14 protein-coding genes are annotated in these 15,017 nt (G+C 66.5%); 8 read left to right on the forward strand and 6 right to left on the reverse strand.

Translation table 11 applies throughout. The features are described from left to right. Window positions 1–49: 49 nt before the first annotated feature. Window positions 50–538, forward strand: a complete 489-nt coding sequence (locus tag WKW79_RS31340; RefSeq protein WP_340339144.1) for a nucleoside deaminase — start codon at window positions 50–52, stop codon at window positions 536–538. 7 nt (window positions 539–545) lie between these two features. Here the strand turns inward: WKW79_RS31340 and WKW79_RS31345 are convergent, their stop codons facing one another. The 5 genes from WKW79_RS31345 to WKW79_RS31365 form a co-directional block, all read right to left on the reverse strand. Next, window positions 546–1,916 (reverse strand): hypothetical protein, encoded by a 1,371-nt coding sequence (locus WKW79_RS31345; protein ID WP_340339145.1) that lies wholly within the window; start codon window positions 1,914–1,916, stop codon window positions 546–548. A 139-nt stretch (window positions 1,917–2,055) separates the two neighbouring features. Then, window positions 2,056–3,123 (reverse strand): hypothetical protein, encoded by a 1,068-nt coding sequence (locus tag WKW79_RS31350; protein WP_340339146.1) that lies wholly within the window; start codon window positions 3,121–3,123, stop codon window positions 2,056–2,058. A 165-nt stretch (window positions 3,124–3,288) separates the two neighbouring features. Further along, window positions 3,289–4,437 (reverse strand): aromatic ring-hydroxylating oxygenase subunit alpha, encoded by a 1,149-nt coding sequence (locus tag WKW79_RS31355; RefSeq protein WP_340339147.1) that lies wholly within the window; start codon window positions 4,435–4,437, stop codon window positions 3,289–3,291. 27 nt (window positions 4,438–4,464) lie between these two features. Continuing rightward, window positions 4,465–4,863 carry an OsmC family protein gene (locus WKW79_RS31360; RefSeq protein ID WP_340339148.1) on the reverse strand — a complete coding sequence of 133 codons (399 nt, stop codon included), beginning with the start codon at window positions 4,861–4,863 and terminating at the stop codon, window positions 4,465–4,467. Window positions 4,864–4,915: 52 nt separating this feature from the next. Then, on the reverse strand, window positions 4,916–6,535 hold the full coding sequence (locus tag WKW79_RS31365) for a glucan biosynthesis protein G (protein WP_340339161.1): 1,620 nt from the start codon (window positions 6,533–6,535) through the stop codon (window positions 4,916–4,918). Window positions 6,536–6,787: 252 nt separating this feature from the next. Between WKW79_RS31365 and bglX the strand changes: the two genes are divergently transcribed. Next, window positions 6,788–9,088, forward strand: coding sequence for a beta-glucosidase BglX (gene bglX / locus WKW79_RS31370; RefSeq protein ID WP_340339149.1), 2,301 nt, complete (start codon window positions 6,788–6,790; stop codon window positions 9,086–9,088). After that, complete coding sequence (locus WKW79_RS31375) at window positions 9,085–9,720, forward strand: DNA-3-methyladenine glycosylase I (RefSeq protein ID WP_340339150.1); 636 nt, start codon at window positions 9,085–9,087, stop codon at window positions 9,718–9,720. The genes bglX and WKW79_RS31375 overlap by 4 nt, the downstream gene beginning before the upstream one ends. A gap of 38 nt (window positions 9,721–9,758) precedes the next feature. On the opposite strand, the gene WKW79_RS31380 is transcribed toward WKW79_RS31375, so the two are convergent. After that, the gene (locus tag WKW79_RS31380; RefSeq protein WP_340339151.1) at window positions 9,759–9,968 is read right to left on the reverse strand and encodes a hypothetical protein; all 210 of its coding nucleotides are present in this window, start codon (window positions 9,966–9,968) and stop codon (window positions 9,759–9,761) included. A gap of 208 nt (window positions 9,969–10,176) precedes the next feature. Here WKW79_RS31380 and WKW79_RS31385 point away from each other — a divergent pair, with 208 nt between their 5' ends. The 5 genes from WKW79_RS31385 (at window position 10,177) to WKW79_RS31405 (ending at window position 14,940) form a co-directional block, all read left to right on the forward strand. Next, entirely contained in the window at window positions 10,177–10,701 is a 525-nt protein-coding gene (locus tag WKW79_RS31385; RefSeq protein WP_340339152.1) for a nucleoside deaminase, read from the forward strand. A gap of 118 nt (window positions 10,702–10,819) precedes the next feature. Continuing rightward, a complete protein-coding gene (locus WKW79_RS31390) occupies window positions 10,820–11,581 on the forward strand; it encodes an SDR family NAD(P)-dependent oxidoreductase (RefSeq protein WP_340339153.1) in 762 nt (253 codons plus the stop codon). Beyond that, on the forward strand, window positions 11,578–12,348 hold the full coding sequence (locus WKW79_RS31395; protein ID WP_340339154.1) for an SDR family NAD(P)-dependent oxidoreductase: 771 nt from the start codon (window positions 11,578–11,580) through the stop codon (window positions 12,346–12,348). The genes WKW79_RS31390 and WKW79_RS31395 overlap by 4 nt, the downstream gene beginning before the upstream one ends. A gap of 153 nt (window positions 12,349–12,501) precedes the next feature. After that, the gene (locus tag WKW79_RS31400) at window positions 12,502–13,641 is read left to right on the forward strand and encodes a DUF5938 domain-containing protein (protein WP_340339155.1); all 1,140 of its coding nucleotides are present in this window, start codon (window positions 12,502–12,504) and stop codon (window positions 13,639–13,641) included. 12 nt (window positions 13,642–13,653) lie between these two features. Then, entirely contained in the window at window positions 13,654–14,940 is a 1,287-nt protein-coding gene (locus WKW79_RS31405; protein WP_340339156.1) for an AMP-binding protein, read from the forward strand. The last annotated feature ends 77 nt before the right edge of the window (window positions 14,941–15,017 follow it).

A 15,017-nucleotide genomic window follows, 5' to 3' on the forward strand; every position in this document is an offset into this window, starting at 1 on the left:
CCCCCTCCCGAAGGGAGAGGGAGTAAGACAGAGGGGGCAAAATTCGCCGATGACCCCAGACCAGATCCTCCGCGCGCTCCGCCGCGCCAACGAAGTCGCGCAACGCGCCATGACCATGGGCCGCCATCCGTTCGGCGCGGTGCTCGTCGCACCCGATGGCGAAACCATCCTGGCCGAGCAAGGCAACATCGACACCGTGCATCACGCCGAGGCCACGCTGGCCCGCACCGCCTCCCTCAACTACCCCGCCGACTATCTCTGGCAGTGCACGTTGGTCACCACCTTCGAGCCCTGCGCGATGTGCGCCGGCACCACCTACTGGGCCAACATCGGCCGCGTGGTCTACGGTGCGGAGGAAACGGCGCTGCTCGCACTCACCGGCGACCATCCGGAGAACCCGACGCTGTCTCTCCCCTGCCGCGAGGTGTTCGCGCGCGGGCAGAAGAAGATCGAGGTGATCGGCCCTGTGCCCGCCATCGAGGAAGAAATGATCTCCACGCACCGCGGCTTCTGGGAAAGCCGCGGCGCGGGCCACTGAGCCGGGGTCAGTCCAAGATCAAGCCCAGGTGCAGGAAGCCCTGCGTATTGGCATTGCCACGTGAGCCCACGACGGCTTCCAGCCTGGCGGAGCGCATGAAAAAATAGCGGTCGGGGCCGTTGCCCGCCACACGCATCCCATATGGCGCGGACGGACCGACACCGCCGAGCGCAAATTGGGTCGCCGAAGCCGACCCGAGCGGGGCATAGCTGTAGTCCGTCGCGGTGGCGCTGCTGACGTCCAGGGTGTGGCGGGTCGATCCGCCCGCGCTGCTCTTGAAGCCGGTGTAGGCAGGCGTCTCGGGCAGGCCGATCGAGAACACCTGGCTGCTTCCCGACGGCGACGGACCGGCGGACAGATACACGTTCTCGCCGCCCATGCGCGCGATGGCAAAGCGTCCCTGAAAGGTGGAGGTGGCGGTGTCGGCCAAGCTCCACATGCCGCTCTCGGCATCGGCCGCCACCGTCGAACTCACGAGCGATGCAGGCGGGCATTCATCGACGCGGTAGATGATGTTGTCCGTGCATTGCTTCATCAAGGTACCGCCCGCCGAGATCTGCACCTGTCCGATCCGGGAATCGCGACCGGTAGGCGACGCATCGACGCGGAAGCGGTTGTAGGTGCCGTCGAGGCTGGCTTGCGTCGTGACCAGCGCGCGCGACGCGACGAGCGGGTACGACGCGTACGTGACCGGGTTCGCGTACGGCACCGCATACGGAAACGCGCCGAGGATGGTGTCGTCGAAGGGCCGCAGCACAGAGGTGTTGATGCCCGTGACGCGGTCGCTGATCACGCTGAACCATCCACTATCCTCCGCGCCGAGCGCGCCGGTGGCCTCGACGCCGTTGCTGTCGGTCATCGTGAAGGTGCGCTGGTCGAAGTCGACCGTGAGGCTCTGGCGCGAGCCATCGGCGCCGAACACCTTGTAGTCGCCGCTGCGGTAGTCGCCTGCCGCCACCACGAACTTCAATGGCTTCGACAGGCCGTCCGCGGTTCGCGCGACCAGGGTGTAGGAGCCAGGCTGCGTCTTGCTGGCATTCGCAAGCCGCGAGGCCCATGCGGTCGGGATCGTCGAGATCTCATGGCGCGTCACCACCGCATCGCCGGTGGAGCTGCCACTCCATTCGACGGCTTCGCTTGCCATGACGGTGATGTTCCTGCCGGGCGCCACGGTGTAGTTGCCCGATGCGTCGGGGCTTGCTGCGTTGCCCGCGACAGTGACAGTGAGCGTCACTTTCGATTCGGCGGGTGCCGGCGGCTGCACCGGTACGGGCGTGACCGGCAAGAATCCGCCGCCACCCCCACTCCCACCGCCACAACCCGCAAGCGCTGCGACAGTCACGGTCGCCAACGCCAATACCTTGTTCCGAACTCTCATGTCCTCTTGCCTCCCCGTGGATTTTTGTGTGTCAGGGCAGGCACGGAACCGCGCAACAACCCGACTCGAAAAATGTAGCGGGAAGCTTCCTGGAGAGGGTGAACTTTGAACGAGGCGACGTGGCTGCGAAGCCACAAGCTCAGCCCGGTATCGTCACCAGCGGCATCCCCTCGCGCGCCCCGGAATCGGCCAGCGTCGAGAAGATCATCACCATCGCGAAGGTGCGCTTGGACGCGATGTCGCGGTCGTCGATCCAGTACCAGCCGTCGCGGTATTGAACGGAGACCAGCGCATCCGCGGGCCGCTCCTGCGCGACCTTCACCTTGAGCAGGCGCCCCAGCACCGCGCTCGACGGCGCCTGGCTCTCGGTCGTGCGGCCGTCGCGCACGGCGGCCTCTGGTACGTCCACGTATTCGCCGAGGTCGATCAGAATCTGCAGCATCGACCGCGTCAGCATGGCAATCTCGCCTTCGCCCGCCGCGGCGGCACCGAAGCGTACGTGGTATTCGCTGCGTCCCGGAACCAGGCGCAGCAGACCGCGCAACTCCTCGACCCGGGCGGTTTCCTCCGGCGCCAGCACGCGCGTGTTGAAGAACAGGACCACCTCGTTGTCTTGCTTCACGCCGCCCCGCACCCGCATGCCGAGCAACTCGGAGTCCTGGAGCATGCGCATCAGTTGCACCATGCGTTCATAGCCCGCGGCGCCGCGCCCCGTGCTGTTGAGTCCGTTGATGCTGTGGACCACGACCCGGAACACCAGGTCGATCGGCCAGCCGGCCTGCATCGCGAACAGCACGGCGGCCGGCGGTATCGGCGTCAGCATGCTGCGATTGAACTGCTGGCCCGTCAGCGGCGTGTAGGTGATGGTCGGGCGATCTGTCCATTTGCCCTGCGCACCGAAGTTCAGGTTGCTGCCCGGTGGCGCGACCGCGTTGTTCTTCGCAAAGACGCCACCCGCCGACACCGTGCTTTCGAGTGTGTAGCCGCTGACCACCTGCGAGACCTCCAGGAACAGGGGCATGTCGGCATAGCGCGCACGCACGATGTTGAGCAGCGTCTGCTCCTTCCAGGAACGCGCGATCTCGCCGTTGTAGTCGAAGCGATCACGCGAGACCGACGGGGGTCCGATGGCCGCGCAACCGGCCAGCGACAGCGCGGTCATGCACAGCGGCGCCTTCAGGAGACTCCTGCGATCGGTCAAGGTCATGCGTTGCTCCTCGCGCTGCTTGCTGACACGGCCCGCGCTGCGCCGGGCGGCATGGTCGTTCGCGTTTGGTTGCGCGCGATCTTGAACGGAGGTGCGGCGCGGGTCAAGCGCCGGGAAAGGATACGGTTGCGTGCACTGCGGCTTCCGCAAAACGCTGCGCAGTGTTCACGCTCCGAGAGCCGCCTCGACATCCCGATGAAACCGCGCGGCGCCGCATTCGGTCGCACCGAAGTACAGCGCCTCCTGCGCCCCGCTCGCCAGCGTCGATTGCGCCGACACCCCCAGCGCAAAGTCCTCGTCCAGCGCACCCCAGAACGAGGCCACGTTCTTGCGCCAGTAGTTGGCGGACTTCTCCGTCGTCGGCAGTTCGGGCACCAGCGTGCTGCCGATCACGCGGCAGCGGTCCACCGCCTCCGGCAGCACCGTGAAGGCATTGGCATGGTCGCCTTCATGCAGGATGAAAGTGGCCGGGAAGAAGTAATAGATGATGTTCGCGTGCGGGCCGACCTCCCATTCGCTCACCGGCCGTTCGCGCAGGCCTTCGATGCTGCGCTTGGGCAAGAACATGCGCTGGTGCTGCCTGTCATGGTCGGCCACCAGGAGGTTGTCGTAGAACATCGGCGCGATGCTGTCGCGGTGCGCGTATTGGAAGTGGTACGACTCGAGATTGCCTTCGAAGGGGATCTTCCAGTTGGTCGGGTTGACGAACTCGCGCTCGCTCACCGGCTTCCAGCTGTCATAGCCCCAGTTGCGCAGGTCGGTGCCGAAGCGTCCCGACCAGTTGCTGATGTCGAGCGCGGCGCTTTCGCCGGCCCTGGCGACGCGCGGGACGACCCACACGAGCCCCAGCGCCTCGGCGGCCGGGACGCGTGCCAGCGAGCAATCCGACGCGGGTGCATGCGGGAACTCATTGGCATGCGGCCTGCCCCGCAAGGCGCCATCGAGGCCATAGGTCCAGCTGTGGTAGGGGCAGATCATCACGCGCTGGCTTGAGAGGCCCGGCGCCTTGATGCGCGCGCCACGATGACGGCAGGCATTGACGAAGGCGTTGATCTCGCCGCCCTCCGCTCGCAGGATCACCAGCGGAATGCCCGCCACATCGATGGCGAATGAATCGCCGGCCTTGGCCAGCGACGCCGACGCGCACACGGCCAGCGGGTACTGGCGGAAGATCTTCTCCACTTCCTGCTGGTAGCGCGCCGCATCGAGGTAGCGCGACACCGGGCTGATGGCGGGCTCGCCGCGTTCGCTGTCCCTGGATTCGATCAGCGCGAGGGTGCGCTTGATCATCGCGATCTGTTCTTCGTGGTCCATCTTCTTGTCTCTCCTCCCCGAATTCTGTCAGGCCAGCACGGTTTCGATCTCCGTCTTGACCTCGGTCATGAGCCGATGCAAGGGGCACTTGCCGGCCACGCGCAGCAGTTCGGCGCGCTGCTCTTCGCTGAGATTGCCGGTGAGCCGCAGCGTCGTCTTGAGGCGGTAGGTGCCCTGCCGTTCCTGCGCGTTGTCGCGGTCGACCGTCACTTCGATGTCCTCCAGCGGCATCTGCTTTCGCCGCGCATAGAGCAGCACGGTCAGCGCCTTGCACGAGGCCAGCGAGGCATCGTAGAGGTCGTGCGGCTCCGGGCCTTCGTCCTTGCCCCCGGCGGCTGGCGATGCGTCCACGGTGATCTCGTGGTTGCGGATCTTCAGGACATGGCGCGTACCGGCCATGTCGTCGCGACGGATGGTGATGCTCATGGTGGATCCTTCGGGAAGGTGGCGTTGAACGAGGCAGCGAGAATTCCTGCGGCTATCGGGCGGGCGACGGCGCTGGCGCCGGGGCGGGCGCAGGCGGCGCAGCAGAGGCCGCAGGCGCCGGCGCGGCCGTGGCAACGACCACGGGCGTCAACTGGTAGCTCCACGTCTCGCTGAGCACCTTGCCCGCCGCCACCAGCGCGGCGCGCATCTCGACCGGCACCTTCGGGTCCTTCACCTTGATGCGGATCGTCACGCGCCAGCCCTTGATCGCGGGGTTGCGCTCCAGCGTGCTGCCGATCAACTCGGCATTGCTGTCCACGCTGACCTGCGGCGTCACCGCGACATCGGCCGGCATCGCGGCGGGCGGCGGGCCTTCGAAGTCGACCAGGAAGGCGGTCGTTCCATCGGGCTGGCGGATCAGGTTGGCCTGGGTCTGTTCGCCGGGCGTGTGGATGGTCTGCCGCACCCATGCGAGGTTGCGCGGCATCAGCGCGGCCTCGTCCATGGTCCAGTGCATGCGGTAGTCGAAGGAGAGCGCCTGGCCGGCTTCGGGTTGCACGTCGGGCGTCCAGTAGGCGACGATGTTGTCGTTGGTCTCGTCGGCGGTCGGCAGTTCGACCAGCTGGACCTTGCCCTTGCCCCAGTCGCCCTTGGGCTCGATCCAGGCGGTCGGCCGCAGGTCGTAGCGGTCCTTCAAGTCCTCGAAGCGCGAGAACTCGCGGCCACGCTGCTGCAGGCCGAAGCCGCGCGGATTCTCGACGCTGAAGCTGCTGATCGCAACAGCCAATGGATCATTGAGCGGGCGCCAGAGCCATTCGCCGCTGCCGGTGCGGATGGCCAGTCCGTTGGAGTCGTGGATGGCCGGGCGATAGCTGCGCTTGTCGGTCTGCTGGTTGGGACCGTAGAGGAACATGCTGGTCAGCGGCGCGATGCCCAGCGTGCCGACCTTGCCGCGCATGAAGATGCGGGCCTGCACGTCGAGGATCGCGTCGGCGCCGGGCCGCAACGTGAACTGGAAGGCGCCTGTGGCGCGCGGCGAATCGAGCAAGGCATAGATCACCAGTTGCTGGTCCTGCGCCGCTGGACGCTGCACCCAGAACTCACGGAAGTTGGGGAACTCCTCGCCCCCGGGCGGCGCGGTGTCGATGGCCAGGCCGCGGCCCGACAGCCCGTACACCTGCCCCTTGCCGATCACGCGAAAGTAGCTCGCGCCCAGCAAGCTCATGATCTCGTCTTCCTTGCCCGGCTGGTTGATCGGGTACAGCACGCGGAAGCCGGCATAGCCGAGATTCTGCGTGGCGCTCTTGTCCAGCGGCAGGCCGCCGAAGTCGAAGCGCTGCGCGTCGTACTTGATCTCGCTCACGTCGTTGCCGACGATCTCGTTGATGGTCACCGGCGCATTGAATTGCATGCCCTGGTGATAGAAGTTGAGCTTGAACGGCGTGGGCTGGTCGCGCCAGCCGAACTTCGCCGGCAGCGGCTGGATCCTGGCGTAGTCGGCGTATTGCATCTGCGCGAAGGCCGGCGGCAGGTTGCTCACGGGCGCCGCATAAGGCGTGGCCATCAGGTAGCGCGCCTTGGCGACCACGTCGTCGAGCGAGAAGGCGTGGGCCTGCGCAGCAACACACAGCATCAGGATGGTGGCGGCAAGGCCCTTCAAGGCGGCGGGCATTCCGCGATGGACGATGCGCCGGGTGGCAAGAGGAAGCACGAATTTCTCCTTTGGAACAGGCGCAACGCTGGCCAGGATCCCCGTGGATGCGCGATGCACCGGGAACTTGTCCAGCATTGCCCAACCCTCAATGTAGCGCCCTGCCCCGCACATCCGGCGCCGGGAAGAAAAGGCGCGGCGATGGCTGACAGTAGACTTCGCGTTTCTGCGACACCATCGACGTCCCGGCCGCCGGGTCCACAACTTCATCGAATGAAACATCTGTTCGTGCTGGGTCTGGTTGCCAGCATCGCCTGCCATTCGGTCCAGGCTCAATCAAGCAGCACACCGCCGTCGATCAACGACAAGTCCGCCTTCATCACGGACTTGATGTCGCGCATGACGCTCGACGAGAAGATCGGGCAGCTGCGGCTGATCAGCATCGGCGGCGACATGCCGCTCACGCGCCTGGCCGACGAGATCGCCGCCGGCCGCGTCGGGGGCACCTTCAACTCGGTCACGCGCAAGGACAACCGGCCGCTGCAGGACGCTGCCATCCAGCGCAGCCGGCTCAAGATCCCGATGTCCTTCGCGTACGACGTGGTGCATGGTCATCGGACCATCTTCCCGATCCCGCTGGGCCTTGCCTCGAGCTGGGACATGGACGCGATCACGCTGACCATGCGCACCGCCGCCATCGAGGCCAGCAGCGATGCGGTGGACATGAGCTTCGCGCCGATGGTCGACATCTCGCGCGACCCGCGCTGGGGCCGCACCTCGGAAGGCTTTGGCGAAGACCCCTACCTCGTGTCCGCTGCGGCGCGCGCGGCGGTCAAGGGCTTCCAGGGCACGTCGCCGAAGAACGCGGACAGCGTGATGTCGGCGGTCAAGCATTTCGCGTTGTATGGCGCCGTCGAAGGCGGGCGCGACTATGCCACCGTGGACATGAGCCCGATGCGCATGTACCAGGAGTACCTGCCACCGTACAAGGCCGCGATCGATGCAGGCTCGGGCGGCGTGATGGTCGCGCTCAACTCCATCAACGGCGTGCCGGCCTCCTCCAACACCTGGCTGTTGCAGGACCTCTTGCGCAAGGACTGGGGCTTCAAGGGCGTGACCTTCAGCGACCACGGCGCCATCGTCGAATTGATCCGACACGGTGTGGCCAAGGACGAGCGCGAGGCCGCCAAGCTGGCGATCAAGGCCGGCATCGACATGAGCATGGCCGACGAGGTCTACCTCAAGGAACTGCCCGGGCTGGTGAAGTCGGGCGAAGTGAGCGACAAGGAAATCGACAACGCGGTGCGCGAAGTGCTCAGCACCAAGTACGACATGGGCTTGTTCCACGACCCGTATCGCCGCATCGGCAAGCCCGCGGACGACCCGGCCGACGTCAACGCCGAAAGCCGCCTGCACCGCGCCGAGACGCGCGATGTGGCGCGCAAGTCGATGGTGCTGCTCGAGAACAGGAAGCAGACGCTGCCGTTGAAGAAGGCCGGCACCATCGCGCTGGTCGGCCCGCTGGCGGACGCGAAGATTGACATGATGGGAAGCTGGTCGGCCGCCGGCGTGGCGGCGCAATCGGTCACGCTGCGCGAAGGCATGCGCAACGCACTGGGGGACAAGGCGCGCCTGGTCTACGCACGCGGCGCCAACGTCACCACCGATGAGAAGATCGTCGAGTACCTGAACTTCATGAACTGGGACAAGCCGGAAGTCACGCAGGACAAGCGCACCCCGGCAGCGATGATCGCGGAAGCGGTGAAGGTCTCGAAACAGGCCGACGTGGTCGTGCTGGCGGTCGGTGAATCGCGCGGCATGTCGCATGAATCGTCGAGCCGCGTCACCATCGACCTGCCGCCCGGCCAGCGCGAACTGCTGACCGCATTGAAGGCCACCGGCAAGCCGCTGGTGCTGGTACTGATGAACGGCCGCCCGCTGGCGCTGGCGCGCGAGCAGAAGGAGGCCGACGCCATCCTCGAGACCTGGTACACCGGTACCGAAGGCGGCAACGCGATCAGCGACGTGCTGTTCGGCGACTACAACCCTTCCGGCAAGCTGCCCATCTCATTCCCGCGCTCCACCGGACAGATCCCGACCTACTACAACAAGCCGCGCCTGGGCCGCCCCTTCACCGAGGGCAAGCCGGGCAACTACACCTCGCAATACTTCGAGGAAGTCACCGCACCGTTGTATCCGTTCGGATATGGCCTGAGCTACACCGACTTCAGCCTGTCGGACGTGACGCTGTCGAGCCCCACGATGAAGCGCGGCGGGAAGATCGATGCAAGCGTGACCGTGAAGAACACCGGCAAGCGCGCCGGAGAGACGGTGGTGCAGCTCTACATCCAGGACGTTGCGGCTTCGGTGGTGCGACCGGTGAAGGAGCTGAAGGACTTCCGCAAGGTCATGCTGCAGCCCGGCGAGGAGAAGGTGGTCCGCTTCACCGTCGACGAGGACAAGCTGAAGTTCTTCAACGCGCAATTGAAGTACGCTGCCGAGGCCGGCGAATTCAACGTGCAGATCGGACTGGACTCGGCGGCGGTGAAGCAGCAAGGATTCGAATTGCAATGACACAACCCTCGGGCCTCTTCGACAGTGGCGACGGCCAGATGCGTTGCAGCTGGTGCGCGGCCACGCCGCTCTACCAGCACTACCACGACAACGAATGGGGCTTCCCGGTGACGGACGACCGGCGCCTGTTCGAGAAGCTCTGCCTGGAGGGCTTCCAGGCCGGCCTGAGCTGGCTCACCATCCTCAACAAGCGCGAGGCCTTCCGCGCGGCCTTCGCCAACTTCGAGGCCGAGAAGATGGTGCGCTTCGGCGAGAAGGACATCGCGCGGCTGCTGGCCGACGCCGGCATCGTGCGGCACCGCGGCAAGATCGAATCGGCCATCAACAATGCGAAGCGGGTACTGGAACTGCGCGAGCAGCACGGCTCGCTGGCGGCTTACTGCTGGAGCTTCGAGCCGGATCCGAAGACGCGGCCGAAGAAGTTCACGCTGGCCAATGTGAAGGCCATGACCAGCTCAGCCGAATCCGTGGCGCTGTCGAAGGACCTGAAGAAGAAGGGCTGGACCTTCGTCGGGCCGACGACGATGTATGCGCTGATGCAGGCAATGGGCCTGGTCAACGACCACTTCGATGGGTGCCATGCGCGGGAGAAGGCGTTGAAGGCGCGGGCTGGGTTGGTGGTGCCGAAGTAGCCAAACACGCGCGGACGAAGAAGAGCGCCGGCCGATCCCTACCAGAGCCGCCACCACTTGCGACGCCGGACGCGTCCTTGCGACAGGGGTGCGTCCATCGTCGTCGTGGCGCCCAGGCGACGGCGCATCTCGATCTCATGGGCACGGGCGTACTCCGCCGCGTCGCGCGATCCCATCATCGACTTCCTGCGCCACAAATGGGCGCGCGCCATCAGCTGGCTGTCGGAAAGCGCGCTGGGTTCGGTCATGGGCGGCATTTTGCTTTCGACCTGCCCGACGACCGCTTTCGATGTGCCCGGATACAACACTCACGCGCGCTTTGCCGTGACATAGACGCGCGTGTCGTGATTTTTGTTACATGTTGCCGAAACCCGGGGCTTGCTCGCATGCACCCGGTTGCCCGGCATGCGTCCTGCATGGCATATTGATGACACCGAATCGCCTGGCAGCGAACGCATGAATCACGGCGACAACCACACGAAATTCCCCCCGGAAACCTCACTCGACGAGCGCGACGGCCGCTACCTGCGCAAGGCCATCGGCTGGTCGCACGCGGCCGCGCGCCGCGGCAACCGCCCCTTCGGCGCCGTCATCGTGTCGGCCAGGAACGAGGTGATCTGCGAGGCCTACAACAACACCAGCGAGACCGGCGATTGCACCGGCCATGCGGAAACCAACGCCGTGCGCGCGCTGGCCGGCAAGGGCTTGTCACGCGAGGACCTGGCCAGCGCCACCCTCTACTCGTCCGGAGAACCCTGCGTGATGTGCGCGGGTGCGATTTTCTGGTCGAACATCGGGCGCGTGGTGTTCGGCATCGACGCCGGGCGGCTGCGGTTGTTCCGCGGTGAACGGCAGGACCAGCGCGATGCGGAACTGTCCTGCCGGGATGTGTTCGACGTCTCGCCGCATCCGATCGAATGCATCGGGCCGGCGCTGGTGGACGAGGCGAGTGCGCCGCATGTGGGGGCCTGGAAGGTTTGACCTTCCACTGACCCCCTGCTGCATCGCAGCAAAAAAAACCAACCTTTAGTTTGGCGGCTTGATCAGCCGCCGCTGTTCGAATGCCTCCACCGCCGACACAGGCGGAGGAGACATGCTCATGATCGAACTGCAGGGCCGCAAGGCCCTCATCTCCGGCGCGGCGCAGGGGCTCGGCCTTGCCATCGCGCGGCTCTTTGTCGAGCGAGGCGCGCAGGTGATGCTCGCCGACATCGACGAAGCGGGCGCCGCGAAGGCGGCGGCCGAACTGGGGGCGATGGCGAAGTCGGTGCGCTGCGACGTCACCAAGGCGGCCGACTGGGCCGGCGCGGTCGAAGCCACCACCGCCGCCTTCGGCGGCCTCGACACCCTGGTCAACAACGCCGGCATCGAGATCGTCAAGCCGCTGTTCGACCAGAGCGAGGAAGAGATCGGCCGGCTCATGAACATCAACGTGATGGGCGTGTTCCTCGGCATGCGGGCCGCACTGGGTGCGCTGGTGGCCTCGGGCAGAGGCTCGGTGGTGAACATCTCTTCGCTGGCGGGCACCAATGGCGTGCCGCTGTTCGGCTCCTATGCGGCATCGAAGTCGGCGGTGCTCCAACTCACGCGCACCGCGGCGGCCGAACTGAAGCCGACCGGTATACGCATCAACGCGGTGTGCCCGGGCTTCGTCGGCACGGCGATGGTGGATCGGCTGATCCCGACCGTCGAGGCGATCGTCGGCGTGCCCTTCGATGCGCTGGTCGCGGCCAAGCAATTGCGCCTCGGCACGCCGCAGGAGGTGGCCGAGATGACCGCCTTCCTTGCCTCCGACGCCGCCAGCTGGACCACCGGCTCCCACTACATCCTGGACGGCGGCCTGTCTGCCGGATTGCTATGAATACCGCCAAGCTTCTTCAGGACAAGGTCGCCATCGTCACCGGCGCGGGACGCGGGCTCGGCGAGGCCATTGCGCGCGCCTATGCGGCCGAGGGCGCGAAGGTGATCGTGTCGGACATCGATGCCGCTTCGGCGCAGAAGGTCGCCGCCTCGCTGCCAGGCGCGACGGCCATGGCTTGCGACGTGCGCGTGCCGGAGCAAGTCGAAGCGCTGGTCGCCGCTGCCGTGAAGCAGCATGGCCGCCTCGACATCATGGTGCCCAACGCGGGCATCGGGACGCTGTCGCCGCTGGCAGCAACCAGCTACGAGCAATGGCGCGAGGTGACGTCGGTCAACCTCGACGGCGTGTTCCTCTGCATCCGCTACGCAGCCCCGGCGCTGATCGCGGCGGGCGGTGGTGCGATCGTCACGATGGCCTCGGTCACGGCAAAGGGCGCGGTCCCGCTGATCGGCAGCTACGCGGCGGCCAAGGCCGGCGTCATGTCGCTCACTCAGACGGCGGCAGTCGAACTGCGCGCGCACAACGTCCGCGTCAACGCGATCCTGCCGGCCTTCATCGAGACCGACATGGTCAAGCCGCGCAAGAAGGAGTTCGAGCAGTTGCTCAACATCCCCGACTTCGATGCGGTGATCGCGCAGCGCCAGGGCCGCTACGGCACGCCCGAGGAAGTCGCGAACCTGGCCGTGTTCCTGGCCTCGGAGCGCGCCAGCTTCTCCAACGGCAGCGGCTTCGTGCTGGATGGCGGCGTGAGCTCGTCCCTTCTCTGAGATGAGGCCCACCCCCGAAGCGCCTGCGGCGCTACCCCCTTCGAGGGGGCGCACCCAGCGGCCCGGCAAAGCCGGTTCCGCGGGTGCCCACGAACAGGCATTGCCCGCACGGATAACTGAAATGAAATCGTCACACTCCTGAGGAAGCACAACATGAGCGACAACACGACAAAGAAGCCTGTCATCGTCTACGGCGCGAGCGGCTACACCGGCCGGCTGATCTGCGAGTACCTGCGCGAGTTCGGCATTCCCTTCATCGCGGCTGGCCGCAGCGCCGACAAGCTCCATGCGGCGATGAAGTCCAATGTGGCCGGTATCGAGACCGCGACGTATGAAGTGGTCGAAGTGGCCCACACGACCGAGGCGCTGACCGCCCTCTTCACCGGCGCCTCCGTGGTGCTCAACACCGTCGGCCCCTTCGCCAAGTTCGGCCCCGAGGTGGTGGACGCCTGCCTCGCCGCCAAGTGCCACTACACCGACACCACCGGCGAACAGGACTGGCTCATCACGCTCGATACGCAGTACGGCGCCAAGTTCGCGCAGGCCGGCCTGCTGCTGTCGCCCGGCCTCGCGCAGATGTACACCACCGGCGAGATCGCGGCGCAGCTCTGCCTAGAGACGCCGGGCCTGGACACGCTGGACATCGCCGTGTTCTGGGGCGGCAGCCCGACCATCGCGTCGACGCAGACCATCCTCGTCAACGCGGCCACGTCGAAGGCCTTCCACCTCTACCAGAACCAGTACGTCGAATGGCAGCCCGACGCGGGCCTCTACAGCCTCGCGATCCCGGGCCAGCACGAGATGGCGTTGGCGCTGCCCTGGGGCGGCACCTCGCACCCGGTGTGGTTCAAGAAGGACCCGCGCGTGTCCAACGTCAAGGTGCTGGGCGGCGTGTTCAACAAGCCGCTGATGCTGGGCGTGCCGCAGATCGTCGCCGCCGCGCTGAAGGCCACGGAGGGCATGAACCCCGATGACCGCTACGCTGCTCTGGCGCAGACCGCCGCCGGCGTCATGAACAGCATGCCGCCGCGCGAGAACCCGCGCCTCAACAAATCGGTGGACTCGGTCCATGCGACCGGGCCGCTGGGCCGCGCGCACTGCGTGATCTTCGGCAACTGCAACTACAAGCAGACCGGCTTGCTGCAAGCCTATGCGGCGCATTCGCTGCTGCAGCAGCCACCGAAGCGGGTCGGCTTCGCATCGGGCTGCCAGGCTTTCGGGCACCACGAACTGCTGGGCGTGCTGCGCAGCTTCGGCCTGGTGGCCAAGCCCGAGCTGACCGTGCAGAACTGAAGGCGTTCAACGATGAGCACGAGCGCGCACGCGCCGCTGCGCACGCTGGAAGACGTCGAGGCGCTGGAGCAGTTGCCGATCGAGAGCCGGCTGGAGCAACCGATCTCCAGCCACGCGGCCATCGCGCGGCAGGCCGAAGCCACGCCCGATGCGCCGGCGCTGACTTTCGTACCCACCGGCGATGCGGCCGACGGTGAAACGCGCTACGACTACGCCACGCTGTACCGCCGCATCACGCAGGCAGCCAATGCCTTCATCGGCCTGGGCGTGGGGCGAACGGATGTCGTCTCGTACCTGCTGCCGAACCTGCCTGAGACGCACTTCACGCTCTGGGGCGCGGAGGCGGCGGGCATCGTGAATCCGGTGAATCCGTTCCTCGAAGTCGATCACATGGTCGGCATCCTCAACGCGGCGGGCACGGTGGTGCTCGTGGCGCTGGGCCGGCAGGAACAACCGGGCATCTGGGAAAAGGTCGAAGCCCTGCGCGACCGCGTGCCGACTCTGCGCGCCGTTGTGCGCGTGGGTGGAAACGGACCCTGCCCGCCCTGGGCGCTGGACTTCGATGCGCTGCTGTCGCAGCAACCCGGCGACGCGCTGGTCGGCACCGCGCCGCCGCAGGGCGAGGACGTGTCCTCGTACTTCCACACCGGCGGCACGACAGGAACGCCCAAGCTCGCGCGCCGCACGCATTTCAACGAGGCGGCCAATGCCTGGGCCGTGTCCACCGCGCTCTCCATGGGCCCGCAGGACACGCTGCTGTGCGGCCTGCCGCTGTTCCACTCCAACGCGATGCTGATCACCGGGCTGGCGCCCTTCAGCGTGGGCGCGCATGTGGTGATGCTGTCGAGCGCGGGGTACCGGGATGCGCGCACCATCGGCGGCTTCTGGCGCTCGGTGGCGCGCTACAAGGCGACGCTGTTCAGTTCGGTGCCGACGGTGCTGTCGGCGCTGCTCAACGTGCCGCGCGAGGGCGTCGACGTGAGCTCCTTGCGCTTCGCCGTGTGCGGCGCGGCGCCGTTGTCGATCGAGCTGTTCAACCGCTTCGAGGCGGCCACCGGGCTCAAGCTGCTCGAAGGCTACGGCATGACCGAGGCGACCTGCGTGAGTTCGCTGAACCCGCGCGACGGCCATCGCGCGATCGGCTCGATCGGCCTGCGCCTGCCCTACCAGCAGATGAAGGTCGTGCAGCTTGGTGCCGATGGCCATGTGCAGCGCGATGCAGCGGTCGACGAGATCGGCACCATCCTCCTGCGCGGCCCTTATGTTGTTGGCGCCGGCCGAAAATTGACCCACCTGTGAGGGTTGTGCCGGTTCAAATTTGACCCGGGTGTTCAGCCTACCCTGCTGCTTTTTTAAGCGGCGGGGGTATGAGGATT

The organism is Variovorax robiniae (genome assembly GCF_037889955.1).
Taxonomy (GTDB): domain Bacteria; phylum Pseudomonadota; class Gammaproteobacteria; order Burkholderiales; family Burkholderiaceae_C; genus Variovorax; species Variovorax robiniae.